The sequence below is a fragment of the Afifella sp. JA880 genome (assembly GCF_025379905.1).
GTDB classification, from domain to species: domain Bacteria; phylum Pseudomonadota; class Alphaproteobacteria; order Rhizobiales; family Afifellaceae; genus Afifella; species Afifella aestuarii.
Genome location: NZ_JAOANH010000003.1, coordinates 552,346 through 576,664 on the forward strand (window position 1 = coordinate 552,346; position 24,319 = coordinate 576,664).

Consider the following 24,319-nt stretch of genomic DNA (forward strand, 5'->3'; position numbering starts at 1 on the left):
GAAAGAAGGCGTCTCAATCCGCGTTTCACGTGAAACACAATTCGCCTCTCCGATTCTATTTTCCGATACAAAACCGACCAAAGATGGCACCGAGCACGCTCTCTGGGTCGACTTCACCGGTGACGCGTCCGACCGCCCTGAGACACCCGCGGAGTTCCTCTCCCAGGAGTTCGTCGATCCCGCGAGGCTGCCCTCGTTTCAGAACCGATTCGAGGCGCTCAGCTAGCCGGAGCAACCCCTCTCTCTGACGCGCGTTCACCGGGGCCGCACCCGACGCTCCGGACGAACCGCCAACTTCCTGACGCGTCAGCCATTCGCCAAGAGCCAATTCGAGCTCCCGCAGACCGGCTCCAGTGACCGCCGAAACTCTGTGATTACCGCGAAGGGGATCACCACCCTCGACCAGATCCGCTTTGGTCTCGATCACCCAACGATCCGGACCGCCGGACGTCACAGGCGCATCTGCAGCTAGCGCACCCTGACCGCTGGGAACAAGCTCCAGAACCAGATCGGCTTCCTCGGCCGCAAGGCGCGCCCGACGAACCCCTTCAGCCTCAACCGCACTCCCCGTCTCCCGCAAGCCGGCCGTATCGATGAGCGTCAATGCGTAACCCGAAAGCTCGAGCGGCACGGTTACGAGGTCCCGGGTCGTCCCAGGCTCTGCGCTAACAATCGCGACGTCACGCCGGGCGAACGCGTTGAGCAAGGTCGATTTCCCCGCATTGGGCGCGCCGACCAGGACGATGACGAACCCGTCCCGAATTCGCTCCGCAAGGCGCGCCCCCGAGAGAACCTCACGCACCTCCAGAAGGACGCCCCGCAACCGGCTCGCAACCTCGACCTCCGATCCGACATCCCCCTCATCGGAAAAGTCGAGCTGGGCCTCGACCTCGGCAACGCATCCGAGCAACGTCTCCCGCCAGGCCAGCAGCCTTTCTGCCAGAGCTCCCCTCGCCTGACTGAGCGCCTGCCGCCTTTGAGCCTCAGTCTCGGCCGCCACGAGGTCGGCAAGACCCTCGGCCTCCGTCAGGTCGAGCCGACCATTCAGGAACGCTCGACGGGCAAACTCTCCGGGCTCCGCCATCCGCAATCCCGGCCATTGCGCAAGCGATTCGATCAGTCGCGCAATCACCGCACGGCTCCCGTGACAATGCAGCTCCACCGTATCCTCACCGGTGAAAGTCCCAGGCCCCGGCATCCACAAGACGAGAGCCTCATCGATCACATCCCGGCTCTTTGGGTCCACCAACGCTCTGACCACAGCTCGCCGGGGTTCCGGCCAACCCCCTGCAAGCGCGTGCAGGGCCATCCCGGATTCCGGTCCGGAAATTCGAACAATCCCGACGCCGGCGGGCAGCGCCCCGCTCGACAATGCGTAAATCGTGTCCATGTCTTCTGTAGTCGCCCTATGCCACGTCACCGGAGACATTATGGCCCGCAACCGCCTCGCCGAGACCGCCAGTCCTTATCTCAAGCAGCATGCGGACAATCCCGTCCATTGGCAGCCTTGGGACGACGCGGCGCTCGCAGAAGCGCGCGCCCGCCGGGTCCCCATTCACTTGTCGATCGGTTACGCCGCCTGCCACTGGTGCCATGTCATGGCGAACGAGAGCTTCTCCGATCCTGGAACAGCAGATTATCTCAATCAGAATTTCGTAAACATAAAGGTCGACCGCGAAGAGCGCCCCGATATCGATCAGGTCTATATGGCCGCCCTCCACTCCCTCGGCGAGCCCGGCGGATGGCCGCTCACCATGTTCCTCACCCCGGAGGCAAGGCCGTTCTGGGGCGGCACCTATTTCCCCCCGACGCCACGCTGGGGTCGACCAAGCTTCCGCCAGGTCCTTCAGGCCGTGACCGAGACATGGCATCACAAGCCGGAAACGGTCACCACGAATACAGAGGCCATCACGACCCACCTCACGCGCGGACAACACTCCGTGCCTCCGCCAGAGGACCTTCCCGACCCAGAGCTTCTCGACGCCTCCGCGGCCCAGATCCTCGCCCATTTTGATCTCGACCATGGCGGCCTTTCCGGCGCCCCAAAGTTTCCTCAGGCGCCCCTACTTGAAATGCTCTGGCGTGCGCATTTGCGAACCGCCAACACCGCTTATTCCGACGCTGTGCTGATCACCCTCCGCAATATCTGCCAGGGTGGCATCTACGACCATCTGGGCGGCGGCTTCGCACGCTACGCGGTCGACGACACATGGCTCGTGCCGCATTTCGAGAAGATGCTCTCCGACAATGGACAGCTCCTCTATCTTCTCTGCCTTGCCTACGAAAAGACTCAAGAACCTCTCTTCCGCGCACGCATGGAGGAAACAGCCAATTGGCTTCTCAAAGAGATGCGCCTCCCCTGCGGCGCCTTCGCCGCCAGCCTCGACGCAGACACCGACCATGAGGAAGGTGTTACCTACGTATGGAGCGCCCAAGAGATTGAAAACGTCCTCGGACGCGACGCCGCCCGCCACTTTTCCGAGATCTACGATGTGACTCCGGGCGGTAATTGGGAGAGCCACAACATCCTCAATCGCCTCCGCCCAACGGCTTTTGACTGGCGTGGAGCAGAAGAAGAGGCCACCCTCACCCGCTATCGCGAGAGCCTCTTAAAGGTTCGCAACCGCCGTCCCCAGCCCTCACGCGACGACAAAGTTCTAACCGATTGGAACGCCGTTCTGATCGCCGCTCTCGCACGCGCCTCGGCCGTGCTGTCCCGACCCGATCTCCTGACAGCCGGTTCTGAGGCTTTCGCCTTTCTGACAAAACTTCGCGCTGAGACCGGATCCCTGCCTCATGCCTGGTGCGATGGCCGCATCACTGCTGACGGCGTGGCGACCGACTATGCGCAGATGATGCGCGCCGCCCTGGAGCTGCAAGCAGCCTCAAGAGAAAAAAGCTATATAGACTCTGCTTGGGCTTACTTTTCTGAGCTCGAGAGATCCTACTACGACCGAGACTCAGGTTCCTATTTTCTCGGAAACGCAGAGAAACAAGCGCTCTTTGCCCGTCTTCACTCGGACTCTGATGAAGCTACGCCAGCCGCTACAGGCGTGATCGCAGAAGCGTCTACGCGACTCTTCCTACTCACGGGGGAGCAACGCTATCTTGAGCGAGCAGAGACGATCCTCCGCCACCAGACGCGGTCGGTCGCACGCAATCTCATCGCGACGGCCAGTCTCCAGAATGCCTGGGACACGCTCCTCCGCGCCCGCCACCTGATCGTCTTTGCGTCCATATCTCAGACGGAGACGGCCCTCCACGACCTCATCGCCGCCGAAGCCGATCCCGCTCTGATCGCGGAATATCGAACGCCAACCACCGCTACACAGACGGGGCTCAGGCTCTGCGATATGGAAAGATGCTATCCGGACGTCAGACGATCCGAGGAGATCGGCGACCTCCTCTCACGCACCCGCAGCGGCCCCACTTTGGACGAAGCACAGGCCAGATAAAGCAGAGGCGCCTGAATTCTCAGACGCCTCGGCCGCTCTAGGTGTTCATCGAATCGAAGAACTCTGAATTCGATTTGGTATGTCGGAGTTTGTCGAGCAGGAACTCGATCGCGTCCACCACACCCATCGAAGCGAGGATTCGACGCAGGACGAAGATCTTCTGCAAGTCCGCGCGCGGCACCAGCAGCTCTTCTTTTCGCGTTCCGGACTTGAGGATGTCCATCGACGGGAAGACACGTTTGTCCGCAACCTTGCGATCGAGCACGATTTCCGAATTGCCCGTGCCCTTGAACTCTTCGAAGATCACCTCGTCCATGCGGCTGCCTGTATCGATGAGAGCCGTCGCGATGATCGTCAGCGACCCGCCCTCTTCGATGTTGCGCGCCGCACCGAAGAAACGTTTCGGGCGCTGCAGCGCGTTGGCATCGACACCACCCGTCAGCACCTTGCCCGAAGACGGCACGACCGTGTTGTAGGCTCGGCCCAGACGCGTGATCGAATCGAGCAGGATGACGACGTCACGGCCATGTTCGACGAGCCGCTTAGCCTTCTCGATGACCATCTCGGCGACTTGCACATGCCGCACAGCCGGTTCGTCAAACGTCGAGGAGATCACTTCGCCGCGCACCGTACGCTGCATATCGGTGACTTCTTCCGGCCGCTCGTCGATCAGAAGCACGATGACGTAGCATTCCGGGTGATTCGACGTGATCGAGCCCGCGATATTCTGCAACAGAACCGTTTTGCCGGTTCGCGGCGGCGCCACGATCAGTCCGCGCTGACCCTTGCCCAAGGGCGCCACCAGATCGATGACCCGCGCCGACATGTCCTTCACCGTCGGATCGTCCACTTCCATCTTGAAGCGTTCGTCCGGATAAAGCGGCGTCAGATTGTCGAAATGGACCTTGTGCTTGGCCTTGTCCGGTTCCTCGAAATTGATCGTATTGACCTTGAGGAGCGCAAAATAGCGCTCACCCTCTTTCGGGCTACGGATCTCGCCCTCGATCGTATCGCCCGTCCGCAATGAAAAACGTCGGATTTGCGACGGCGAAACGTAGATATCGTCGGGCCCGGGCAGATAATTCGCATCAGGCGACCGCAGAAAGCCGAAGCCGTCCTGCAGCACCTCAATAACGCCCTGTCCAATGATGGTAATGTCATGTTCCGCGACCTTCTTCAGGATCGCGAACATAAGTTCTTGCTTGCGCAAAGTACTGGCGTTTTCAACGTCGTACTCTTCCGCAACAGCAAGAAGATCGGTAGGCGACTTCGCCTTCAGGTCTTGGAGTCTGATTTCTGCCATGTGATTGAGTCCCGTGCAAAACACGGTGGAAGAGGCATGGGTAAAAGGGAGGCACCGCCCCGGTGCGGGAAACTAACGGCCGGCCCCCAGCTTGCGCCGCGGCTAGCCATTCACGCCAGTTCTTTTCGCTTAACCCGGTCCGACCGGAATCACAAGCGCTAATTCATCCGCGTCAGAAGGGACGCACGATGACGAGGATCACAATACCGATCATCAGGAGCGTCGGAACCTCGTTGATCGCTCGGTAGAACTTCTCGGGCCGCTTGTTGCGGTCCTCGGCAAACTCCCGCACCCACCGTGCCATGAACAGATGGGAGATCGTCAGCAAGACGACAAGAGCCAGTTTGAAGTGGAACCACCCCTGGTCCCAGGCATAGGTGATGGTGGCCGCCCAAAGACCGAAGATCCAGCTCGCAACCATCGCGGGCGTCATGATCGCCTTGAGCAGGCGCCGCTCCATCACCTTGAAGAGTTCAGACTGCTCCGAACCCGCGGCGACCTTCGTGTGATAGACCATCAGACGCGGCAGGTAGAGAAGTCCCGCCATCCAGGCGATGATCGAGATCACATGCCATGCCTTGATCCATAAAGGATTGACATACCAGAAGAAATCCGAGACTGCCGCGACAAGGCCTTCCATCGTTTACTCGCCCCGTACGAGCTTCACAAACGCCTCGACATGCTCCACCGGCGTGTCCGGCGTGATCCCATGTCCGAGATTGAAGATATGGGGATAACCGCGCATCGCCTCGAGGATGCTGCGCACACCGTCCTCCAGGGCCTTCCCACCGACGATGAGGCGCATCGGGTCGAGATTTCCCTGCAAGGGCTTACCGCCCGCACTCTTCCGCGCAGTCTCAAGAGGCGTCGCCCAGTCGAGTCCGATCGCATCGGCGCCGGTTCCTTCCGCATAACGCGTCAGCCGTGCTCCGCCGCCCTTCGGAAAGGCGATCACCTTCGCGCCCGGAACTTCGGCCCGAACCTTCTCGATGATGGCCCGCACCGGCTCGATCGCCCAGCGCTCGAAACCCTCTTCGTCGAGAACGCCCGCCCATGTGTCGAAGATCTGAACCGCGTCCGCTCCCGCCTTCAACTGCGCCACGAGATACCGCGCGGAAGCGTCGACGAGGATATCCATGAGCGCCTGAAAGCGTTCCGGCTCGCCAAGCGAGAGGCGCCGAGCCGGCCCCTGGTCGCCCGTGCCCGTGCCGGCGACCATGTAGGTCGCCACGGTCCAGGGAGCGCCACAGAAGCCAAGGAGCGTCGTCTCCTGGGGAAGCTCCGTCCGCACCCGCTCAACCGTCTCCAGGACCGGTGCAAGGAACGCCGTGACGTCTTTCCCAGCGAGCTCTCCGATGCGAGCCGAATCGATCGGTTCCAGGCGCGGTCCGTGCCCTTCCTCAAAAGCCACTTTCTGACCGAGCGCATCGGGAATGACGAGGATGTCGGAAAACAGAATGGCCGCATCGAAACCGAAACGACGGATCGGTTGAAGCGTCACCTCGGTTGCGAGTTTCGGCGTGTAGCACAGGTCCAGGAACCCGTTCGCCTGACCGCGCGTTTGCCGATATTCCGGCAGGTAGCGGCCTGCCTGGCGCATCATCCAAAGCGGAGGTGTCTCTAGGCTTTCGCCGTCGAGGACTCGAAGAAGCGATCTTGCCGAAGCCACAGGTGCTCTTAACCCCAAATTAAAGGTTTTAAGGATTCTTCTGTTGTTATTGGGCGGTGGATTACCCGGATTCAAATCGCCTCACAACACATCAATCCGCGGCAAAGGCGCCCCGCCTTATTGATCCCCCGGGGGAAAACACCGTGGATAGGGTCTCAGGTGACTCTCCGGAAGCCGCGGCCGACAAGCCTTTACGGCTGCACACCGTGATTTTCCATCTCGGGCCACCAGCTGTGAATCCCGCCGCGTTGTTGACTCATTCCCACAGCCTGTTGCCAATCTTGTCCGCGCCATCCAAATTGTGGATCGTCGTCGGGACAGTGGGGGCGCAATCGGCGCGTTCGCTCCCGACGTGAAAAAACGGCCCCTTTATCCACGGTCATCCCCTTGGCGCCGACGCGGTTCTTTCATCTCCACCTCATTTCCGATGCGACGGGCGAAACCCTGATCAACGTCGGACGTGCCGCTGCGGCCCAGTATGCCGGCATTCATGCGGTCGAACACATCCACTCCCTGGTGCGCACGGCCAAGCAGATCGAGCGCATTGTGCTTGAGTTGGAAAACTCGCCCGGCATCGTCCTCTACACGCTCGTTGACGAGAAGCTGGCGGAGCTCCTGGAAGCCCGCTGCAACGAATTGTCGATCCCGGCGGTGTCGGTTTTGGATCCGGTCTTGCAGGCCTTTCAGGCCTATCTCGGAACGCGATCCACAGGCCGAATCGGGGCTCAGCACGCTCTCGATGCGAGCTATTTCGAGCGCATCGAAGCGCTCAATTTCACGATGATGCACGACGACGGGCAGCTGCCGCGGGACATCGACGAAGCCGATGTGATGCTTCTCGGCGTCAGCCGCACGTCGAAGACGCCGACGTCGATCTACCTCGCCAACCGTGGCATCAAGACGGCGAACCTGCCGATCGTGAAGGGCATTCCCGTCCCCGCTTTGGTGACGCGTGCCAAGAGCTGCCTGGTTGTCGGGCTCGTCGCGAGCCCGGATCGCATCGTCCAGATCCGCCAGAACCGGGTCTTGAGCCTTTCGCCGGAGGACGACAACCCGGCCTATCTCGATCGCACGGCCGTGTCGCAGGAGGTCCTGGAGACACGACGCCTGTGCGCGAAATACGGCTGGCCTTTGATCGATGTGAGCCGGCGATCGATCGAGGAAACGGCAGCCGCCGTGTTGGCGCTTCTTGGAGAACGGCGCGGAAAGCAAATGGCATGAAAGAGCTTGTTCTCGCTTCGGGCAGCAAGGCCCGCAAAGCCCTCCTTGCGGGGACGGGCCTCGCCTTCCGCCAGGTCTCGCCCGACCTCGACGAGATGGCGGCTTCCGAGCCTTTGCTCCGGGCCGGCGCAGGAGCAGGCGATATCGCCTCCACGCTCGCTCTTGCGAAAGCCACGCTGGCGAGCGAGGCAGAGCCGAAGGCTCTCGTCGTCGCTGCCGACCAGACCTTGGAGCTCGACGGGCTCCTGTTCCGGAAGGCCGAGGACATGGACGCTGCCCGCCAGCAGCTGCTCGAGCTGTCCGGCAAGACGCACCATCTTCATTCAGCCGTTGCCTGCATGCGCGCCGGCAAGACGCTCTTTGAAGCCCGTGACAGCGCAGCCATAACTTTGCGTGCGATCCGGGCTGATGAAGTCGGTCGCTATCTCGCCGCCGCAGGTCCACAGATTCTCTCCAGCGTCGGTCTCTATCAGCTTGAAGGGCCCGGCATTCGCCTGATTGAAAGTGTCGAGGGCGACTATTTCACCGTCCTCGGCCTGCCGCTGCTGCCGCTCCTCGGCTTCCTGCGCGAAAACGGCCTCGGGACCTTCTGAAATGCGCCGCGCCTGCGTGACGGGATGGCCCGTATCACATTCGCGTTCGCCCCTGATCCATGGCTTTTGGATCGAGCGCTATAACATTGAAGGCGACTATAGTACGCGTCCGGTCTCACCGCAGGAGGCGGTGTCGTTCTATGGCGCTTTTTCCTCTTCCGGCTATGTCGGCGCCAACGTCACCGTACCGCACAAAGAGGTCGCCTGTGCTGCAGCATCGACATGCTGCGCTGCAGCAGAACGCCTGGGTGTTGCCAATACGCTCTGGCTCGAAGACAGTCGGCTGGTGGCCGACAACACCGATGGGATCGGCTTCCTCGCCTCTCTCGATCAGGCGGCCCCGAACTGGTCGGAAAAGACCGAATGCGCACTCATTGTCGGCGCGGGCGGTGCGAGCCGAGCCGTCATCGATGCTCTCGTGCAACGCGGCGTGGGGAGGGTCGAACTCCTCAACCGCACGGAAGCCCGTGCCCGTGAGGTTGCCGAACGCTTTCCCGGCAAGGTCCGGGCCTTTGGCCTCGACGCTCTCTCAACGCGACTCTCGTCGGCTGATTTAGTGATCAACGCAACTTCGGCGGGGCTCGCCGGCGCAGAGCTGTTGGTTCCCTGGGAGAGCGCGAAAGACTCAGCTATCGTCACCGATCTCACCTATGTGCCGCTTCAAACGCCGTTTCTTCGCGGCGCCGCCTCGGTCGGTTTGACCACGGTCGACGGCCTCGGCATGTTGCTGCATCAGGCCGTGCCGGGGTTTGAAAGCTGGTTCGGTGTCCGCCCTGTGGTGGACGCGGAGCTGCGGGACATCGTTGTCGCCGATCTAGTCGAAAGGGACTCATGTTCGTAATTGGACTCACGGGCTCCATGGCCATGGGGAAGTCGACGACGGCGGCGATGTTTCGCCGCCGCGGGGTTGCTGTGCACGATTCCGATCGCGCCGTGCATGACCTCTATCGGGGCGCCGCGGTCGAACCGATCGAACATGCCTTTCCGGGGGTCACGACAGACGGCGAAGTCGACCGGAAAAAGCTTGGCGCGGCCCTTGCTGGCGATATCGACCAGCTCGCGCGCCTGGAGCAGATCGTCCACCCTCTCGTGCGGGCGAAAACGGTAGAATTCGGCGAACAGGCCGCGCGTGAGGGCGCGCCGATCGTTGTTCTCGACATTCCCCTCTTGTTTGAAACCGGGGCGGAGCAATGGATGGATTGTGTGGTTGTCGTGACGACCTCCCGCGAAACGCAACGCGAACGGGTGCTCGCCCGTCGCGGCATGACAGAAGAACTTTTTGAGAAGCTTCTGGCGAGACAGGTGCCGGACGCCGACAAACGCCGTCACGCCCATTTCGTCATCGACACCGGATTTGGCTTCGAGGCGGCCGAGCGCGATGTCGAAACAATTCTGCGCGCCACGTCCACGATGATCTGAGCGCGCGTTCCGCGGCGAGAACGGGCCGCCGAGAATCACCCAGGAAAAAGCTGCCTTTCGCGTTCCGATCGGTTGTATCTGAACGCTCCAAAATCCATGATCCGCACATGCGGGAAATCGTCTTCGATACGGAAACCACCGGCCTTGACGCTCTCAAGGGTGACAGGCTGATCGAGATAGGCTGCGTGGAGATCATCAATCGGATCGCCACCGGTCGCTTTTATCACGCCTATATCAACCCCGGATGCGCGATCAGTCCGGACGCAGTTGCCGTCCACGGCCTGACGGAGGAATTTCTGCGCGACAAGCCGGCGTTCCTCGAATGCGTGGGCGACTTTCTGGAATTTGTTGGCGATGCGCCGCTCGTGGCGCACAACGCGTCCTTCGACCGCGGCTTCATCAATATGGAGCTTGCAAAGGCCGGCTATTCGGTCATTCCGGATGATCGCTTCGTCGACACGCTCATGCTAGCGCGGCGCCGACATCCGGGCGGCATGAACTCTCTCGATGCGCTCTGCGCCCGCTACGGCATCAACAATTCCAAACGCACGAAGCACGGCGCTCTCCTCGATGCCGAGATCCTCGCCGAGGTGTATGTCGAATTGCAGGGTGGCCGCCAGGCGCTGCTCGCGCTGGGCAGTTTCTCAGAAGGTGGGACGAATACCGGCACGCTCCGGCAGGTGGGGCCGCGGCCGCAGCCTTTGCCCTCACGGTTGAACGAGGAGATGCGCGCTCAGCACCGGGCCTTTGTGGAAGCTGAAATGGGTGAGGACGCGCTCTGGCTCAACGCCTGGAAGGACGAAGACGAGCGCGTCTCTCAGAAGCCTCAGGCCGTGGTCGGCGCGTCCGCCTGAGCCTGCGCAGCCCGCTGGCGATAAAGCGCGGCGAAATCCACCGGATCGATCATCAACGGCGGGAAACCGCCCTGACGGGTCGCATCGGCGAGAATCTGGCGCGCGAAGGGGAAGAGCAGACGCGGGCATTCGATCAGGATGATCGGATGGAGATGCTCCTGCGGAACGTTGCGGATCTGGAAAAGGCCCGCATAGACGACTTCGGTGACGAAGAGCGTCTCGTCGCCCCGGCTTGCCTTCGCATCAAGCTTCAGCTCGACTTCGAACTGACCCTCGGCGATTGGACGCGCGTTCACGTTGACGTTGACGTCGAGCGACGGATTGGCGCTTGCGGGCCTCAACGAGTTCGGTGCGCTGGGATTTTCGAAAGAAAGGTCTTTGATGTACTGGCCAAGCACATGAATTCCCGGCCCCTGCGCCGCTGCCTGGCTCTTCGCATCCGTGCCGGCGGCCTGCTCGCCGCCATTGCTGGCATTATTGACCATATCGTCTTTCCAAAGCTGTCATTGGGAATGGTTGCCCGCGCCTAGCATGCGGGGCGGTGAGCCACAACCGCGCACCGCCCATGATGGCCCGGTCAGGCGCCTTTCCGGGCCAGTGCGCCCTTTCCGGTCAAGCCGGCCGGTGCCGATAGCTCCCGACCTTCAGCGCCGGCGGTTCTGATCCGGATCGATCTCGTGGACCTCGAATTCGCCCTCATCCAGGTCGACCACCGTCTCCCCGTTGGGCCCGCGCCGTGTCGACTGATAATTGGCGGACTGATAACTCTGCGCGCCGACCACACGAAGATCGACCCGCGACAGGATGAACTGCCAGATCCGATCGCGCACCGCCGGAACGAAAAGCAGAAATCCGAGCGTGTCGGTGACGAAGCCCGGCGTCAAAAGCATCACCCCGGCCACGGCGATCAGCGCACCATCGGCGAGACTGCGCGCCGGCATGCGCCCGGATTCGAGGTCACTGCGGATGCGCAAAATGGTCCTCAGACCCTGATGGCGCAAAAGCGCTGTGCCGAGGATCGCCGTCAACAGCGTCAAAAGCAGCGTCGGGGCGAGGCCGATATACTGACCGACCACGACGAACGTGCCGACCTCGATCAGCGGGATGAGGAGGAGGAGAAGGAAAATTGGCATGGGTTCAATCCTGATCCTGCGATATGGTGTCTCGGCCGGTTTTTTAAAGACTTTCCTGTGACCTGCTGGACTCGGCCAGGATCGTGCTTACATTGCCGGGAAAGAAAGCGAACGCCCGTAGGGAGCGTGCACGATATCGGCATGAGCGGCTTTTTCGACATTTATTCTCTGATCTTCCTGGTGATCGCGGTCGTCATTTTTATGCGCCTCGGCAGCGTTCTGGGCCGTCGCACCGGCAGCGAACCCTCGCCCTATGAGAACGGCCGCAAACCGCCTGTCGCAGCCCGTCATACGGCCGAGAACGTCGTGACCCTGCCGCGTCCCGGTCAGGTGCCCGAGCGGGAAATGCCGAGCACTCCCGATTGGAGCGCTCTGAAGCGCCATGCCAAGCCCGATACGCCGCTTTATGACGGGCTTGTGGCGATTAGCCGCGCGGATCCCGCCTTCGAGCCCGATTCCTTCCTGGAAGGTGCAAAATCCGCCTACGAGATGGTCGTGCAGGCCTTCGCTGCGGGCGACCGCACCACCTTGCGGTCCCTTCTCTCCGCCGACGTTTACGAGAGCTTCGCCACCGCCATGAGCGAGCGGGAGCAGCGCGGTGAGAGGCTGGAGACGAGCTTCGTCGGCTTCGAGAGCGCCAAGCTCACCGAAGCAGAGCTGGAAGACAAGGTCGCGCGTGTTTCCGTCCGCTTCAAATCCGAGATCGTCTCCGTCACCTACGACAATGAGGGTCGAGTGATCGAGGGCGATCCCAACACCGTCCAGAAGCCCGATGAGGTCTGGACCTTCGCCCGTGCCACGACGAGCCGCGATCCCAACTGGGAGCTGGTCGCAACCGGCTCCAGCTGAGCACCGCCGGTGGCTGGAGACGCCCCGACCTCGTCCATCGCAACGCTGACCTCGTCCGCCTCCGACGCGGACGAGTGTCGTCAGCTGTCTCTCAAATCCCTCCCAGGCTGGGCTGAGGACGATCATCGCGCCGCCTTTCGGGCCTTCCGCAAATCGGCGGAACGGCTCGGCGCTGAGGAAACATCCTCGCCGGACATGCTTCCGGGTCTGAAGGCGGCCGCGGAGGGTGCGTTGCGTGTGCAGGCCGACCCGTCATCCGCCGAAGCTCGCAGCTTCTTCGAGACGTTTTTCGCGCTGGCGCCCTCCGCCACCAAGGGCCTCCTCACTGGTTATTACGAACCCGTAATCGAAGCCCGGCGCGAGCCTTCCGACGCGTTCGGCGTGCCGATCTATCGGCCCCCCGACGAGGCCGTCCAAACCGAGATCACGGACCGGCCTCCCCTTTGCCCCGATCGCTCGGCGATCGAAGCCGGCGCCTTGGCGGGCCGCGGTCTGGAACTGGCCTATGTGGCGGACCCCGTCGATCTCTTTTTCATCCATGTTCAGGGCTCCGCACGCCTCTCTCTTGGTGATGGCCGGCATATGCGCATCGGCTTTGCCGGAAAATCGGGACACGCCTACACGTCGATCGGCCGCCTCGCCGCCGAGCGCGGCTATCTTGCCAGGGACGCTGCCGGAAAAGCCGGCCTCGAGCATTGGCTCAAGGCGCATCGCGAGGCCGGACGCCGCCTGATGGCCGAGAACCGCTCGTTTATTTTTTTCGAAGAGATCGTCGATCTCGCTTCCGACGAGGGCCCTCTGGGGGCGGCAGGCGTCCCGCTCAGCGCCGGGCGCAGCCTCGCCGTCGATCCGCGCTTTGCCGCCCTCCATCTGCCGGTGTTTGTCTCAGCGCCCCCGCTTCCAGGCTTCGGGGCCCGCCCGTTCTGCCGCCTGATGGTCGCGCAGGATGTGGGCTCGGCGATCAAGGGCGCAGGACGGGCCGATATCTTTGCAGGTTCAGGCGAGGACGCCGGGAAGGCCGCCGGCGAGATCCGAGATCGCGGCGTCCTGCGTCTCCTTCTCCCGAAAGCGATGGTCTGAGATGGCCCGCAAACAGCTTTCGCCCGAGGACAAGGCGCTTTGGGATAAGGTTCGCCGGACCGTACGGCCCCTGAAGAGCCGGTCCCTCAGCGACGAGCTCGCTGCCGGAGGCACGATGCCGGACGGCGACGTGGTCCCCCAGACGAGTGCTGCCGCCCTCACGTCCGGAAAGCGGAGCCCGGCGCCACCCCCCGTCGACGCCATAACCTCTCCCGAACCGAAACCCCGCACCGAACCGCACGCCGCCGCAGCGCTTGAGCCCCGGCTGAAGCGCCGCCTCTTGCGCGGCCGTGCTGAGCCGGATGCGCGCATCGACCTGCACGGCATGACCCAGCAACGCGCCCATGATCGCCTCCTGGCATTTCTGGGGGGCGCGCAGGCGCGCGGCCATGTCCTGGTCCTCGTCATCACCGGCAAAGGCCGTTCGGAGGGCGAGGGGGTGTTAAAAACGATGGTGCCGCGATGGCTCGCAGAGCCCGCGTTCCGCGAGCTCGTCGTCGCTTATGAGCACGCCTCACGCCATCACGGAGGCGAGGGGGCGCTTTACGTCAGGTTGCGCCGCAGCGGCACGAACCGCCGCCGCCCGGACGGCGGAGCAGGCGCCGCGAACCGGCTCGCGTCATTGCCGAAATGGTCCACATAGCGCGGGTTGAGCGCGCTGACCGGCAGGATGATCAGGATATCCGTTGTGCCGAACTGATAGTCGACGACGGCACCTTCACCGATATAGCCGCCGAGGCGGAGATACCCTTTGATCAGCGGCGGAAGCTGGCGCAGCGCCGCCTTGGCGTCGATCTCATCCGCAGCCATGCGGTTCATCTCGACGTAACGCTCCTCGACCGCCCGCACCCGCCATTCTTCCGGCGCCAGCGCGTTGTGATGCAGGAAGCTCAAAGGCAAAGCGAGCTTGTCGGGATCGGTGCCCGGAATGCTGGCACAACCGATCATCACGTCCATGCCGTGCATCAGCACGTAGCTCCAGATGCCGTGCCAGAGGAGCTCAACCGTCCGCTTGTCGCGGTAGGGTTTCAGCACGCAGGAGCGACCGAGCTCCAGAAAGCGCAGATGCGGATAACGCGCGACGAGTGATCCGACATCGTATTCGCCGGCCGAGTAGAAGCCGCCGTTGATCTCGGCGATCTCCTGCCGCAGCAGCCGGTAGGTCCCGACGATCTCGGGCTTCGAGCGCAGGAACGGTCGCCGCGGGACGGCGTGATCGAGCACCAGAAGATGATCGCAGATGAGGTCGTAAGGATCGGCGTCGCGCCGCCGCTGATAGGTTTCCTCGTCGGCTATGGCTGCCATCTCTTCGTAGAAGACGTGATAGCGCAGCCCTTGCGAGCGGCGGATCTCCGAAGGAGAGCGGGCAAGCCGCGCCTCGAGATCTCCGAGCCGTCCGAGGGTTCCGACATGGCGGGCTGCCCGCCAAGGCGCGCGACCCGGTTTTGCGAATGGGCGCACGAAACCGCTGCCCCGAGCCCTCCCGAGACCGGGCGCAAAACGCCGCACCAGTCGTCGTGGAGAGAGATGATGCCGTCCCTGCATGGCCTCCCTGCCCCTGGGGAATCTCGATCTCATGCGCTCTCCTTAAACGATCGCGCCGACATCGACCAGAGTTGCCATATTCCATAAGAAAAACATGACATTGGAGTGACGTGGCCAGGCTTGAGAGGAGTGGAGGCACGATCACGGTCGATTGGTCGCGGCCAGCTTTCGCGCAATGCAAAGAAAGAAGAAAAGCACAGAATCGACAAGATCGCGGCCAACCCTCCCGCAAAGGACTCCCAATATGCCGCCGTGACCGGCTAGACTTTCCCGCAACCAGCGCTGCGGATGATCGTTGAGATCGCAACGCAAGACAGGAAAGAGCCGGGAAATACCGGCCGGATGGGAGGGGAACATGCGGTTTGGCCGCGCGGCGATGGCCGTTGCTGCGACAATGGCTCTTGGCACCGGCGAGGTTTCTGCCGCCGAGCTTTCGATCGTCTCCGGCTCGGTCGGTGCCGATATTCAGGAATTGCGCACGCAGCTTGTGGAATTCGAGGCGGAAACCGGCCACCAGGTCGACATCGTCGAGATGCCGGCTTCGACGAGCGACCAGTTCGGGCAATATCGTTTGTGGCTCGCGGCCGGCACCGACGATATCGACATCTACCGTGTCGACGTCATCTGGGCGCCGCAGCTTGCCAATCAATTCGTCGACCTGCGCGAGGCCATGGCCGACGTGATCGGCGACCATTTCCCCTCCGTGATCGAATCACAGACCGTCGAGGGGCGGCTCGTCGCATTCCCGATGTATACGGATGCGCCGGCGCTCTTTTACCGCAAGGACCTCCTGGAAAAATACGGCAGGAAACCGCCCACGACGTGGGAGGAGCTGACCGAAACCGCCAAAGAGATCCAGGATCAGGAACGCGCCGCCGGCAACCGTCAGATCTACGGCTTTGTCTTTCAGGGCGCCCCCTATGAAGGCCTCACCTGCAACGGGCTGGAATGGGTCGCCTCGAGCGGTGGCGGGCAGATCGTATCGCCTGAGGGCGAGATCACGATCAACAACGAGGCGGCCGCCCGGGCGCTGGAGCGGGCGCATGGCTGGGTGAGGGAGATCGCCCCTGCAGGTGTGCTCGCCTACAAGGAGGAGGAGGCCCGCGGCGTCTGGCAGACCGGCAATGCCGTCTTCATGCGCAACTGGCCTTACGCCTATGCGCTGTCGAACGGCGAGGATTCTCCGGTCAAAGGCAAGTTTGAGGTGACGACGCTGCCGGCCGAGCCTGGCAGTCGATCGGCTCCCTGTCTCGGCGGCTGGAACCTCGCCGTGTCGAAATATTCCAGGCACAAGAAAGAAGCGATCGAGCTCGTCCGCTTCCTGTCGTCGCGCCGGGCGCAGAAGGAGCGGGCGCTCACCTACGCGCGGCTGCCGACGATCCCGGCCCTCTATGAAGATCCGGACATCGCCGAACGCCAGCCGATCATCGCCGAATGGGCAGATGTCGTCGAAAAGGCGGTGCCGCGGCCCTCCGCCCCCACGAAGCGGCAGTACAACGAAGTGTCGAAGGAGTTCTGGACGGCCGTCAACGAGACGCTTGCAGGCGCGGCATCGGCGGAAACCAACCTTCAGACGCTGGAACACCGGCTGCGCCGGCTGAAGCGGGACGGCTGGCGATGACGAACGCGACCCTGGGCGCCCCGCCGACCGACGAGGCGATGCGGACTGAAGAACAGCCCGCGGCGCGCTCCGCGCTTTCCAGGCAGCGGCTCGCCTCCGCCTGGCTCTTTCTCACGCCGATGCTCGCCGTCCTCGCTTTCGTCGCCGGCTGGCCGCTTCTGCAGACGATCTGGTTCTCCTTCACCGATGCCAGTTTGGCCGATCTCGACGCCGCCCGATTCGTCGGCCTGCGCAACTATTTCGAATATGTCGATTATGGCGACGGGACCGGGGAATGGTTCGGCCTCTTCTTCGACGCTCAATGGTGGAATGCGGTGTGGAACACCGTCTATTACACCCTTGTCTCCGTCTCGATCGAAACCGTCTTCGGTCTCATCGTGGCGCTCGTCCTCAACGTGCCGTTTCGCGGCCGCGGCTTTGTGCGTGCCGCCGTCCTCATCCCCTGGGCGATCCCGACGATCGTCTCGGCCAAGATGTGGGCCTGGATGATGAACGACCAGTTCGGCATCCTGAACGACATGTTGATGTCGGTCGGCATCCTCTCGCATCCGATCGCCTGGACCGCCTCGCCGGAGACGGCGATGTGGGCCGTCATCATCGTCGATGTGTGGAAGACGACGCCGTTCATGGCGCTTCTCATCCTCGCCGGGCTGCAGATGGTGCCCTCCGACGTCTACGAAGCGGCGAAGATCGACGGCGTCCATCCGGTCAAGGTGTTCTTCAAGGTGACGCTGCCGCTCATCCGCCCGGCGATCCTCGTGGCCGTCATCTTCCGGGCGCTCGATGCCCTTCGCGTCTTCGACCTCATCTACGTGCTAACCCCCAACAACACCGAGACGAAGACGATGTCGGTCTTCGCGCAGGAAAACCTCTTTCAGTTCGATCAGTTCGCCTACGGTTCGGCGGCCTCGACGCTCCTCTTCCTGGTGATCGCGGCGATCACGCTCGTCTACATCAAGGCGGCGCGGCTCAATCTCGGGGGAGGGCGCTGAGATGCCGGTCCTCGTCAAGCGTGCGGCCTTCTATGCCCTCGTCGTCCTGATCGTGCTCTTCTCGGTCTTCCCGTTCTATTACGCCATTCTGACGAGCTTCAAATCGGGTACGGCGCTCTTTCGCGTCGACTATCTGCCGACGGATTTTTCGCTCGCCAATTATCGCGACGTGCTCGTCAACGGTGTCTTCCCGCTCAACATCTTGAATTCCGTTATCGTCGCCTTCGTGGTGGTGGCGATCTCGCTCTTTCTGGCGGTCACGGCGGCTTACGCCCTGTCGCGAATCGAGTTTCGTGGCCGCAGCATCCTGCTTTTGACGATTCTCGCCGTCTCGATGTTTCCCCAGATCGCGGTGCTCGCCGGACTCTTCGAACTGGTGCGCCTCTTCGGCCTCTACAATTCGCTCTTCTCACTGATCCTCGCCTATATGATCTTCACCCTGCCCTTCACGGTCTGGGTGCTGACGACCTTCATGCGGGATCTGCCGATGGAAATCGAAGAGGCGGCGATCGTTGACGGCGCAAAGCCGATGACCATCGTCATGAAGGTGTTCCTGCCACTAATGTGGCCGGCGCTGGTGACGACAGGGCTTCTCGCCTTCATTGCCGCCTGGAACGAGTTTCTCTTCGCGCTCACCTTTGTCTCGAGCAACGACACGCGCACCGTGCCTGTCGCGATCGCGCTTCTGTCGGGGGCGTCCGAGCAGGAGATTCCCTGGGGTACGATCATGGCGGCCTCCGTCGTCGTGACGGTGCCGCTCATCGTTCTCGTGCTGATTTTCCAGCGCAAGATCGTCTCGGGCCTGACGGCCGGAGGTGTAAAAGGGTGAACGGAAGCGTTCCCGCTGATGTCGCGGATGGCTGTGTGATCAGCCGTCGGAGACGTTTTCGTTGGGATAGACGCCCCAGAGCGAATTCTGCTCCACCCAGCCTTCGTAATTGTCGCCGCGCACGTCGCACCAACTCTCGCGGCAGCGCACCACGTCGGTCACAACGCCCGATTCGAGAATCGCCGTCACCCGGGCCGTTTCGTTTGCGTCCGCATGGGCATTGAAGCGCTCACCCTTGGCCCAAGGCGCCACAATCGCCGTGCGCCGTCCAGACAGGAGGCTCTGGTGGATCCAACCTTCCGCGCCGTCCGAATCACGCACCTTCCGCCAGGTTTCGAATTCCTGGATGATCTCGACCGGCAAACCGGCCCGCACGAATCGCCAGGCAATACCGTAGTTTTTGCCCGGCCCCTTGCGGACGTTGACGGCATTTGATTTCAAGCTGACGAAGCGTGGTAATGGATAGCCGCTCGGGCCCACTTTGGGGGCCTGCGCCCATCCAGGCTCGCCCGGCCAAGCCACGGCGAGCAGGGCCAAGACAAGAAGAAGGCTGAGACGAGAACGAAGGAAGAGGAGAGGGCGCATCATCTGCGGTCGGAAAATCACACCGGGAGGTGTTAGCGCCATTCCGCCGCGAGGCCAAGCGCCGCTTCGTTCCTTGTTTTTGAGCAGCCCTTTGCTAGAGAGATGTTAAAGGCAGCCGGTCGCTCCCGCGGGGGCCGCCGAGGAGAGGTGGTGCATGACCAAGGCGAAACCGCACGTCATCGTAACGCGCAAACTCCCCGATCCGGTGGAGACGCGCATGCGAGAGCTGTTTCGCGCTGACCTCAATCTGGATGACCGACCGCTGTCGCAGGCGGAGCTGGTGGAGGCGTTGCGCACCGCGGACGTACTCGTGCCGACGGTCACCGATCGGTTGGACGCCGCAGCGCTTTCCCAATCCGGACCGAACTTGAAGCTCATCGCCAATTTCGGCAACGGCATCGACAACATCGATATCGGGGCCGCCTATGAGCGCGGCATCACCGTTACCAACACGCCGAACGTTTTGACGGGCGACACCGCCGATATGACCATGGCGCTCATTCTCGCCGTCCCGCGGCGGCTGGCGGAGGGAGCCCAGATCCTGCCGGAAGGCCTGCCATGGCCCGGCTGGTCGCCGACCTGGATGCTCGGCCACCGCATCTGGGGAAAACGGCTCGGCATTGTCGGCATGGGGCGGATCGGAACGGCTGTTGCGCGCCGCGCCCAGGCCTTCGGCCTGTCGATCCACTACCACAACCGCCGGCCCGTCGATCCGAAGACCGAGGAAGAGCTGGAAGCGACCTATTGGGATTCGCTCGACCAGATGCTGGCGCGCATGGACATCATCTCCGTCAATTGTCCGCACACCCCGGCCACCTTCCACCTTCTTTCCCGCCGGCGCCTGAAGCTGATGCGCCCGGATGCCTATCTGGTGAACACCGCGCGCGGCGAGGTCATCGACGAGGCGGCCTTGATCGAATGCCTGGAGGCAAACTCGCTTGCCGGCGCCGGCCTCGACGTCTTCGAAGGCGAGCCTGCAATCGATCCGAAGCTCATCAAGCTCGCCCAGGAAGGCAAGGCGGTGCTTCTGCCGCATATGGGCTCGGCGACGATCGAGGGCCGCATCGAGATGGGCGAGAAGGTGATCATCAACATCCGCACCTGGATGGACGGGCACAAGCCGCCGGACCGCGTTCTGCCGCTTTCGGTCTGATCTTCGCGGGCCGATGCCGCTCCGGCTCAATGAGGCTCAGCGCTTGCGGCGCTTGTAGGTGATCGTCTCGAAGCGTTGGGAAAGGGCGTCGTAGAGGAGAAGCCGCCCGATCAGAGGCTCGCCGAAGCCTGCCGCGAGTTTCATGACCTCGAGGGCCTGGATCGACCCGATGACACCGGTGAGCGCACCCAGAATTCCCGCCTCCGCACAGCTCGGTAAGAGCCCCTCAGGCGGCGGCTTCGGAAAGAGATCGCGGTAACGCGGATTGTCGTCCTTGAAGGGCAAAAGCGTCGTCACCGAGCCGTCGAAGCGGCCGACAGCGCCTGTCACCAGCGGTTTTTGGGCTGCCGCGCAGATGTCCGGAAGAAGGAACCGCGTGGCGGAATTGTCGGAGCCATCGACGACAATGTCGTAGCCGGCGACGAGATCGGGCGCGTTCTCCTGCGTCAGCCGTGCCCTGTGCGTGTCTACGGCGACATGCGGATTGATCCGGGAAAGCGCTCTTTGCGCGCTCTCCACCTTTGCCATGCCGAGATCGGCGCTCGCATGGATGATCTGCCGCTGCAGATTGGAGAGCGAAACGACGTCGTCATCGACGAGGCCGAGCCGGCCGATCCCGGCGGCCGCAAGATAAAGGGCGACGGGTGAGCCGAGCCCCCCGGCTCCGACGATGAGGACGCGCGTGCGCTTGAAGCGTTTCTGGCCGGGGCCTCCGACCTCGGGCAGGACGATATGGCGCGCGTAGCGCGCGATTTCCTCCGCACTGAGATCCGTTTCCGCCGATTGGGGCGCACCGTCGGGGAGGGGCGTCTCCGGCATCGGATCAGGACGCGCCAGGCTGCGGCCCCGAATAGCCTTCCACGATCACGAGCTCCGCATCCGCCACCGCCACCCGGTGCTCGCGCGCGGCCTGGTATTCGGGCGAATGGTAGCAGGCGAGCGCATCGTCGACGGAGGCAAATTCGATGACCACGTTGCGAGCGCGCGAATTTCCTTCCAGTGAATGCATCGGTCCGCCGCGGACGAGAAACTTGCCCTTGAAACGGGCAAAGGCGGGGGCAGCGCCGGCGACATAATCCTTGTAGCGCTCGGGGTCGCGCACATCGACGCGGGCGATCCAATAGCCCTTCGGCATTCTTCCCTCCTTCAGCAATTCGCTTCGATTTCGTCCACAATCGCCTGGGCTGAGGCTTTCGGATCGGCGGCCTTGACCACCGGTCTTGCAACGACGAGGTAATCGGCGCCGGCCCGCAAGGCGTCGGCCGGCGTCATCACGCGTTTCTGGTCGTCGCTCGTTGCGGATGTCGGGCGCACGCCGGGGGTCACGATCAGCATGTCGGGACCGAGAAGCGCGCGCATCGCCTCCGCCTCGAGCGGCGAGCAGACGATGCCATCGATGCCGCTGGCTCTGGCCTGCGCGGCGCGGCGGCGGACGAGCTCGGCGGCACTTTCCGCATAACCCGCCTCGTCGAGATCGGCGTCATCCATGGAGGTGAGAACGGTGACGGCAAGAAGCCCGAGATTGGCGTCAGCGCGCGCCGCGGCGGCCGCGCGCATCGCCTTCGGGTAGGCATGAACGGTGGTGAGCGTTGCCCCGAGCCGGGCAAGATTGGCGATGCCTCCGGCGACGGTATTGTCGATATCGAGAAGCTTCATATCGAGAAAGACGCGCTTTCCCTCCGCCCGAAGCGGCTCGATCAGGCTGAGACCGCCCGCAAAGACCAACTCCATGCCGATCTTGTAGAACGTCACCGTATCGCCGAGCGTCTCCACCATGGCACGGGCAGCCGCAAGGTCGGGAAGGTCGAGACCGACGATCAGCCGATCGCGCGCATTGCGCGGGCGAATGTCGCGGCCTGCGGCAGAATTCTGGGTGTCGGGCATTGTCACAATTTCCTCAGCGCCACTTCATTCACCGAATGGTCGCCCGCCTTGCCGATGATGAGATCGGCCCGCGGTCGCGTCGGGCGGATGTTCTCGTCGAGATTGACGAGGTTGATGCGCTCCCAGAGACCCTCGGCGACGCGGCGCGCTTCGTCGTCTTTGATATTGGCGTAGCGGTGAAAATACGATCTCGGATCGGTAAACCGCGTTCCCTTGAGGCTCATGAAGCGGTCGATATACCAGCGCCGGATGACGTCGTCGTCTGCGTCGATATAGATGGAAAAGTTGAAGAAGTCGGAGACGAAGGGGACTTCCTTTCCGTCCCGCGGCAGGTCCCGCGTCTGCAGGACGTTGAGGCCTTCGAGGATCAGAATGTCCGGCTGATCGACGGTCAAAGTCTCGCCCGGCACGATATCGTAGGTGAGGTGGGAGTAGACCGGGGCTGTGACCTCACGCTTGCCGGCCTTGATGTCGGAGAGAAAGCGCAGAAGCGTCGTGACGTCGTAGCTCTCGGGAAATCCCTTGCGCTCCATCATGTCCTGCTTTGCCAGAACCGCGTTCGGATAGAGAAAGCCGTCGGTCGTGACGAGGGAGACGCGCGGATGGCCCGGCCAGCGTGCCATCAGCTCCTTGAGGATGCGGGCGGTGGTCGATTTGCCGACGGCCACGGAGCCGGCGATGCCGATGATGAACGGCATCTTGCCTTCTTTTGCGCCGAGGAATTTCGAGCGCACGGCATAAAGCTTGTCCTTGGCTTCCACGTGGAAGGACAGAAGCCGCGACAAAGGAAGATAGATCGCCTCCGCCTCGCTGATCGAGATCGGGTCGTTCATCGACTTGAGCGCATGGACCTCTTCCGCCGACAAGGTCATCGGCGTGTCGGCGCGCAGCTTCGACCACTCCTCGACGCTGAAATACCGATAGGGCGAGAGCGAGCGCGGCGACACTTGATCCATCAGCTCTTCCAGTCGGCGGTGGGGCCGCGCGAGCGCTTCTCATCGAGACCGCTCTGCCCGGTGCGGCTCTGAAGCTCGGCCTTGACCTCGTCGAAGGAGACACCTGCGGCGTGCAGGAGGACGAGGAGATGATAGAGAACGTCGGCCGCCTCTTTGGTGAGCGCCTGGTTGTCGCGCTCCACAGCCGCGATCGCGGCTTCGACGGCTTCTTCGCCGAGCTTCTGGGCGCATTTTGCGACGCCCTTGCCGAGAAGCCTTGCAGTATAGGAATTGTCGTCGCCCGAGGCGGCGCGCGCGCCGATCGTGGCGGCGAGCTTTTCCAGCGTGAAATCGGTCATGACGGGCCCATCCGGGCTTTCTCCTGCGGAAACGAGCGCACGGGAATGCCCGCGCGCGCCATATGGGCCTTGGCTTCAGCGATGCTATAGGTGCCAAAATGGAAGATGGAGGCCGCGAGCACCGCCGTTGCATGACCGTCGCGGATGCCTTCCACCAGGTGATCGAGCGTCCCGACACCGCCGGAGGCAATGACCGGAACGCGGACCGCATCGGCGACCGCCCGCGTCAGGGCGAGGTCGAAGCCCGTCTTCGTTCCATCGCGGTCCATGGAGGTGAGAAGGATCTCGCCTGCGCCCAGAGACACGACTTCGCGGGCAAATTCGATGGCGTCGATGCCGGTTGGCTTGCGGCCGCCATGGGTGAAGATCTCCCACCGGCCTGGAGCCACCGTCTTGGCGTCGATGGCGACGACGATGCATTGATCGCCGAACTTGTCGGCGGCCCGGCCGACGAAGCTCGGATCGTTGACGGCGGCGGTGTTGACGGAAACCTTGTCGGCGCCCGCAAGGAGAAGCTGGCGGACATCGTCAACGGTCCGCACGCCGCCGCCCACGGTGACCGGCATGAAGCATTGCTCCGCCGTTTTGGCGACAACGTCGAGGAGCGTGTCACGCTCCTCGTGGCTGGCGGTGATGTCGAGGAAGCAAAGTTCGTCGGCACCGGCCGCGTCGTAAGCCTTTGCGGCTTCCACCGGATCTCCGGCGTCGATGAGATCTACAAAATTGACGCCTTTGACGACGCGGCCGTCCTTGACGTCGAGACACGGGATGACACGGGCTTTGAGCAAGGAGTGCTCCGAAGGCTCTTCAGCTTCAGCGCGGATGCGCAACGGCGGCCCT

General features: G+C 62.8%; 27 protein-coding genes. 13 read left to right on the top strand and 14 right to left on the bottom strand.

The features are described from left to right. Positions 1-55: 55 nt before the first annotated feature. A complete protein-coding gene (gene mnmE / locus NYQ83_RS15605) occupies positions 56-1,429 on the bottom strand; it encodes a tRNA uridine-5-carboxymethylaminomethyl(34) synthesis GTPase MnmE (RefSeq protein WP_314733311.1) in 1,374 nt (457 codons plus the stop codon). A 1-nt stretch (position 1,430) separates the two neighbouring features. Between mnmE and NYQ83_RS15610 the strand changes: the two genes are divergently transcribed. Then, positions 1,431-3,455: a thioredoxin domain-containing protein gene (locus tag NYQ83_RS15610; RefSeq protein WP_261215737.1), complete on the top strand. Its 2,025-nt coding sequence runs from the start codon at positions 1,431-1,433 to the stop codon at positions 3,453-3,455. Positions 3,456-3,492: 37 nt separating this feature from the next. Here NYQ83_RS15610 and rho read toward each other — a convergent pair whose 3' ends face one another. From rho to hemE, 3 genes are all read right to left on the bottom strand, one after another. Then, positions 3,493-4,758: a transcription termination factor Rho gene (rho, locus tag NYQ83_RS15615; RefSeq protein WP_092811984.1), complete on the bottom strand. Its 1,266-nt coding sequence runs from the start codon at positions 4,756-4,758 to the stop codon at positions 3,493-3,495. A 172-nt stretch (positions 4,759-4,930) separates the two neighbouring features. Further along, the gene (gene hemJ, locus NYQ83_RS15620; protein ID WP_261215738.1) at positions 4,931-5,398 is read right to left on the bottom strand and encodes a protoporphyrinogen oxidase HemJ; all 468 of its coding nucleotides are present in this window, start codon (positions 5,396-5,398) and stop codon (positions 4,931-4,933) included. 3 nt (positions 5,399-5,401) lie between these two features. Then, a complete protein-coding gene (hemE, locus tag NYQ83_RS15625) occupies positions 5,402-6,427 on the bottom strand; it encodes a uroporphyrinogen decarboxylase (RefSeq protein ID WP_261215740.1) in 1,026 nt (341 codons plus the stop codon). Positions 6,428-6,814: 387 nt separating this feature from the next. Between hemE and NYQ83_RS15630 the strand changes: the two genes are divergently transcribed. The 5 genes from NYQ83_RS15630 (at position 6,815) to dnaQ (ending at position 10,514) form a co-directional block, all read left to right on the top strand. After that, positions 6,815-7,648 (top strand): pyruvate, water dikinase regulatory protein, encoded by an 834-nt coding sequence (locus NYQ83_RS15630; protein WP_234630031.1) that lies wholly within the window; start codon positions 6,815-6,817, stop codon positions 7,646-7,648. Beyond that, entirely contained in the window at positions 7,645-8,241 is a 597-nt protein-coding gene (locus NYQ83_RS15635; protein ID WP_261215742.1) for a Maf family protein, read from the top strand. The genes NYQ83_RS15630 and NYQ83_RS15635 overlap by 4 nt, the downstream gene beginning before the upstream one ends. A 1-nt stretch (position 8,242) precedes the next feature. Then, positions 8,243-9,082, top strand: coding sequence for a shikimate dehydrogenase (locus NYQ83_RS15640; protein WP_261215744.1), 840 nt, complete (start codon positions 8,243-8,245; stop codon positions 9,080-9,082). Then, on the top strand, positions 9,073-9,660 hold the full coding sequence (coaE, locus tag NYQ83_RS15645; RefSeq protein ID WP_261215746.1) for a dephospho-CoA kinase: 588 nt from the start codon (positions 9,073-9,075) through the stop codon (positions 9,658-9,660). The genes NYQ83_RS15640 and coaE overlap by 10 nt, the downstream gene beginning before the upstream one ends. A gap of 107 nt (positions 9,661-9,767) precedes the next feature. Continuing rightward, complete coding sequence (dnaQ, locus tag NYQ83_RS15650; protein WP_261215748.1) at positions 9,768-10,514, top strand: DNA polymerase III subunit epsilon; 747 nt, start codon at positions 9,768-9,770, stop codon at positions 10,512-10,514. On the opposite strand, the gene secB is transcribed toward dnaQ, so the two are convergent. After that, positions 10,487-10,999: a protein-export chaperone SecB gene (secB, locus tag NYQ83_RS15655; protein WP_128290458.1), complete on the bottom strand. Its 513-nt coding sequence runs from the start codon at positions 10,997-10,999 to the stop codon at positions 10,487-10,489. The two genes, dnaQ and secB, sit on opposite strands and share 28 nt — an antisense overlap. Before the next feature lie 159 nt (positions 11,000-11,158). Then, entirely contained in the window at positions 11,159-11,647 is a 489-nt protein-coding gene (locus tag NYQ83_RS15660; RefSeq protein ID WP_128290457.1) for an FxsA family protein, read from the bottom strand. A 141-nt stretch (positions 11,648-11,788) separates the two neighbouring features. Here NYQ83_RS15660 and NYQ83_RS15665 point away from each other — a divergent pair, with 141 nt between their 5' ends. Genes NYQ83_RS15665 through NYQ83_RS15675 form a run of 3 tightly spaced genes read left to right on the top strand, consistent with a single transcriptional unit; the run spans position 11,789 to position 14,219 of the window. Continuing rightward, positions 11,789-12,496 (top strand): Tim44/TimA family putative adaptor protein, encoded by a 708-nt coding sequence (locus tag NYQ83_RS15665; RefSeq protein ID WP_128290456.1) that lies wholly within the window; start codon positions 11,789-11,791, stop codon positions 12,494-12,496. Positions 12,497-12,505: 9 nt separating this feature from the next. Then, positions 12,506-13,576 (top strand): murein transglycosylase A, encoded by a 1,071-nt coding sequence (locus NYQ83_RS15670; RefSeq protein WP_261215749.1) that lies wholly within the window; start codon positions 12,506-12,508, stop codon positions 13,574-13,576. A gap of 1 nt (position 13,577) precedes the next feature. Then, the gene (locus NYQ83_RS15675) at positions 13,578-14,219 is read left to right on the top strand and encodes a Smr/MutS family protein (protein ID WP_261215750.1); all 642 of its coding nucleotides are present in this window, start codon (positions 13,578-13,580) and stop codon (positions 14,217-14,219) included. Here the strand turns inward: NYQ83_RS15675 and NYQ83_RS15680 are convergent. After that, positions 14,120-15,121: a GNAT family N-acetyltransferase gene (locus tag NYQ83_RS15680; RefSeq protein WP_409977013.1), complete on the bottom strand. Its 1,002-nt coding sequence runs from the start codon at positions 15,119-15,121 to the stop codon at positions 14,120-14,122. The two genes, NYQ83_RS15675 and NYQ83_RS15680, sit on opposite strands and share 100 nt — an antisense overlap. Before the next feature lie 355 nt (positions 15,122-15,476). On the opposite strand from NYQ83_RS15680, the gene NYQ83_RS15685 reads away from it, so the two are divergent. From NYQ83_RS15685 to NYQ83_RS15695, 3 genes are read left to right on the top strand one after another with little or no spacing between them, the layout of a single operon-like run. Beyond that, complete coding sequence (locus tag NYQ83_RS15685; RefSeq protein ID WP_409977014.1) at positions 15,477-16,742, top strand: ABC transporter substrate-binding protein; 1,266 nt, start codon at positions 15,477-15,479, stop codon at positions 16,740-16,742. Next, the gene (locus NYQ83_RS15690) at positions 16,739-17,734 is read left to right on the top strand and encodes a carbohydrate ABC transporter permease (protein ID WP_128290452.1); all 996 of its coding nucleotides are present in this window, start codon (positions 16,739-16,741) and stop codon (positions 17,732-17,734) included. Before NYQ83_RS15685 ends, NYQ83_RS15690 begins: the two co-directional genes overlap by 4 nt. A gap of 1 nt (position 17,735) precedes the next feature. Continuing rightward, positions 17,736-18,563: a carbohydrate ABC transporter permease gene (locus tag NYQ83_RS15695; protein WP_261215753.1), complete on the top strand. Its 828-nt coding sequence runs from the start codon at positions 17,736-17,738 to the stop codon at positions 18,561-18,563. A gap of 39 nt (positions 18,564-18,602) precedes the next feature. On the opposite strand, the gene NYQ83_RS15700 is transcribed toward NYQ83_RS15695, so the two are convergent. Further along, the gene (locus NYQ83_RS15700) at positions 18,603-19,100 is read right to left on the bottom strand and encodes an SH3 domain-containing protein (protein ID WP_261215754.1); all 498 of its coding nucleotides are present in this window, start codon (positions 19,098-19,100) and stop codon (positions 18,603-18,605) included. Positions 19,101-19,302: 202 nt separating this feature from the next. On the opposite strand from NYQ83_RS15700, the gene NYQ83_RS15705 reads away from it, so the two are divergent. Next, positions 19,303-20,301 carry a 2-hydroxyacid dehydrogenase gene (locus NYQ83_RS15705; RefSeq protein WP_261215756.1) on the top strand — a complete coding sequence of 333 codons (999 nt, stop codon included), beginning with the start codon at positions 19,303-19,305 and terminating at the stop codon, positions 20,299-20,301. A 36-nt stretch (positions 20,302-20,337) separates the two neighbouring features. Here NYQ83_RS15705 and NYQ83_RS15710 read toward each other — a convergent pair whose 3' ends face one another. From NYQ83_RS15710 to hisF, 6 genes are read right to left on the bottom strand one after another with little or no spacing between them, the layout of a single operon-like run. Next, positions 20,338-21,120 carry a molybdopterin-synthase adenylyltransferase MoeB gene (locus tag NYQ83_RS15710; RefSeq protein ID WP_261215757.1) on the bottom strand — a complete coding sequence of 261 codons (783 nt, stop codon included), beginning with the start codon at positions 21,118-21,120 and terminating at the stop codon, positions 20,338-20,340. A gap of 4 nt (positions 21,121-21,124) precedes the next feature. Next, positions 21,125-21,436, bottom strand: coding sequence for a DUF1330 domain-containing protein (locus tag NYQ83_RS15715; protein WP_128290448.1), 312 nt, complete (start codon positions 21,434-21,436; stop codon positions 21,125-21,127). 11 nt (positions 21,437-21,447) lie between these two features. Continuing rightward, on the bottom strand, positions 21,448-22,185 hold the full coding sequence (gene pyrF, locus NYQ83_RS15720; protein WP_261215758.1) for an orotidine-5'-phosphate decarboxylase: 738 nt from the start codon (positions 22,183-22,185) through the stop codon (positions 21,448-21,450). 2 nt (positions 22,186-22,187) lie between these two features. Next, positions 22,188-23,153: a type I pantothenate kinase gene (coaA, locus tag NYQ83_RS15725; protein ID WP_128290446.1), complete on the bottom strand. Its 966-nt coding sequence runs from the start codon at positions 23,151-23,153 to the stop codon at positions 22,188-22,190. Further along, positions 23,141-23,479 carry a phosphoribosyl-ATP diphosphatase gene (locus tag NYQ83_RS15730; protein WP_261215759.1) on the bottom strand — a complete coding sequence of 113 codons (339 nt, stop codon included), beginning with the start codon at positions 23,477-23,479 and terminating at the stop codon, positions 23,141-23,143. The genes coaA and NYQ83_RS15730 overlap by 13 nt, the downstream gene beginning before the upstream one ends. Continuing rightward, a complete protein-coding gene (gene hisF, locus NYQ83_RS15735; RefSeq protein ID WP_261215760.1) occupies positions 23,476-24,267 on the bottom strand; it encodes an imidazole glycerol phosphate synthase subunit HisF in 792 nt (263 codons plus the stop codon). The genes NYQ83_RS15730 and hisF overlap by 4 nt, the downstream gene beginning before the upstream one ends. Positions 24,268-24,319: the final 52 nt, after the last annotated feature.

Bases quoted from the DNA above. Each gene is read 5' to 3' on its own strand.
- dnaQ (WP_261215748.1), top strand. From the start codon at position 9,768: ATGCGGGAAATCGTCTTCGATACGGAAACCACCGGCCTTGACGCTCTC.
- secB (WP_128290458.1), bottom strand. From the start codon at position 10,999: ATGGTCAATAATGCCAGCAATGGCGGCGAGCAGGCCGCCGGCACGGAT.
- rho (WP_092811984.1), bottom strand. From the start codon at position 4,758: ATGGCAGAAATCAGACTCCAAGACCTGAAGGCGAAGTCGCCTACCGAT.
- NYQ83_RS15640 (WP_261215744.1), top strand. From the start codon at position 8,243: ATGCGCCGCGCCTGCGTGACGGGATGGCCCGTATCACATTCGCGTTCG.
- NYQ83_RS15680 (WP_409977013.1), bottom strand. From the start codon at position 15,121: ATGCAGGGACGGCATCATCTCTCTCCACGACGACTGGTGCGGCGTTTT.
- NYQ83_RS15730 (WP_261215759.1), bottom strand. From the start codon at position 23,479: ATGACCGATTTCACGCTGGAAAAGCTCGCCGCCACGATCGGCGCGCGC.
- NYQ83_RS15690 (WP_128290452.1), top strand. From the start codon at position 16,739: ATGACGAACGCGACCCTGGGCGCCCCGCCGACCGACGAGGCGATGCGG.
- NYQ83_RS15610 (WP_261215737.1), top strand. From the start codon at position 1,431: ATGGCCCGCAACCGCCTCGCCGAGACCGCCAGTCCTTATCTCAAGCAG.
- hemJ (WP_261215738.1), bottom strand. From the start codon at position 5,398: ATGGAAGGCCTTGTCGCGGCAGTCTCGGATTTCTTCTGGTATGTCAAT.
- coaE (WP_261215746.1), top strand. From the start codon at position 9,073: ATGTTCGTAATTGGACTCACGGGCTCCATGGCCATGGGGAAGTCGACG.
- NYQ83_RS15685 (WP_409977014.1), top strand. From the start codon at position 15,477: ATGCGGTTTGGCCGCGCGGCGATGGCCGTTGCTGCGACAATGGCTCTT.
- pyrF (WP_261215758.1), bottom strand. From the start codon at position 22,185: ATGCCCGACACCCAGAATTCTGCCGCAGGCCGCGACATTCGCCCGCGC.
- NYQ83_RS15695 (WP_261215753.1), top strand. From the start codon at position 17,736: ATGCCGGTCCTCGTCAAGCGTGCGGCCTTCTATGCCCTCGTCGTCCTG.
- NYQ83_RS15665 (WP_128290456.1), top strand. From the start codon at position 11,789: ATGAGCGGCTTTTTCGACATTTATTCTCTGATCTTCCTGGTGATCGCG.
- NYQ83_RS15660 (WP_128290457.1), bottom strand. From the start codon at position 11,647: ATGCCAATTTTCCTTCTCCTCCTCCTCATCCCGCTGATCGAGGTCGGC.
- NYQ83_RS15705 (WP_261215756.1), top strand. From the start codon at position 19,303: ATGACCAAGGCGAAACCGCACGTCATCGTAACGCGCAAACTCCCCGAT.
- NYQ83_RS15635 (WP_261215742.1), top strand. From the start codon at position 7,645: ATGAAAGAGCTTGTTCTCGCTTCGGGCAGCAAGGCCCGCAAAGCCCTC.
- NYQ83_RS15675 (WP_261215750.1), top strand. From the start codon at position 13,578: ATGGCCCGCAAACAGCTTTCGCCCGAGGACAAGGCGCTTTGGGATAAG.
- mnmE (WP_314733311.1), bottom strand. From the start codon at position 1,429: ATGTCTCCGGTGACGTGGCATAGGGCGACTACAGAAGACATGGACACG.
- NYQ83_RS15710 (WP_261215757.1), bottom strand. From the start codon at position 21,120: ATGCCGGAGACGCCCCTCCCCGACGGTGCGCCCCAATCGGCGGAAACG.
- NYQ83_RS15715 (WP_128290448.1), bottom strand. From the start codon at position 21,436: ATGCCGAAGGGCTATTGGATCGCCCGCGTCGATGTGCGCGACCCCGAG.